Below are 366 nucleotides of genomic sequence, written 5' to 3' on the forward strand. Positions count from 1 at the left end.
CTGGGACAACAATCTCAAGCTCGCCCGGCTTCTCGACGATGCCGGCATCGACTTCATGCTGCCGATCGCCCGCTGGATCGGTTACGGCGGCGAAACCAATTTTCATGGCAACGTGCTTGAGACGATCACCTGGGCGGCGGGCCTGTTGGCGCTCACCCATAACCTCACCGTCTTTGCCACCACCCATACGGCGGCCAATCACCCGGTGGTCGTGGCCAAGCAACTGGCGACCATCGACCAGATCAGCCGCGGCCGCATCGGCCTCAACATCGTCGCCGGCTGGAACAAGCCGGAATATCAGGCGCTTGGGCTGACGCTGCCGGACGACCACACCACACGCTACGGCTATGCGCAGGAATGGTTCGA

At 62.6% G+C, this 366-nt stretch carries 1 protein-coding gene; it reads left to right on the plus strand.

Going from position 1 to position 366, the window contains the following annotated elements; all coding sequences use genetic code 11:
• Positions 1-366 (plus strand): LLM class flavin-dependent oxidoreductase (locus EN852_RS36405; RefSeq protein ID WP_135879727.1); only part of this gene is annotated, 366 nt, incomplete at both ends.

This window comes from Mesorhizobium sp. M2E.F.Ca.ET.209.01.1.1, from assembly GCF_004010375.2.
In the GTDB taxonomy this organism is placed as follows: domain Bacteria; phylum Pseudomonadota; class Alphaproteobacteria; order Rhizobiales; family Rhizobiaceae; genus Mesorhizobium.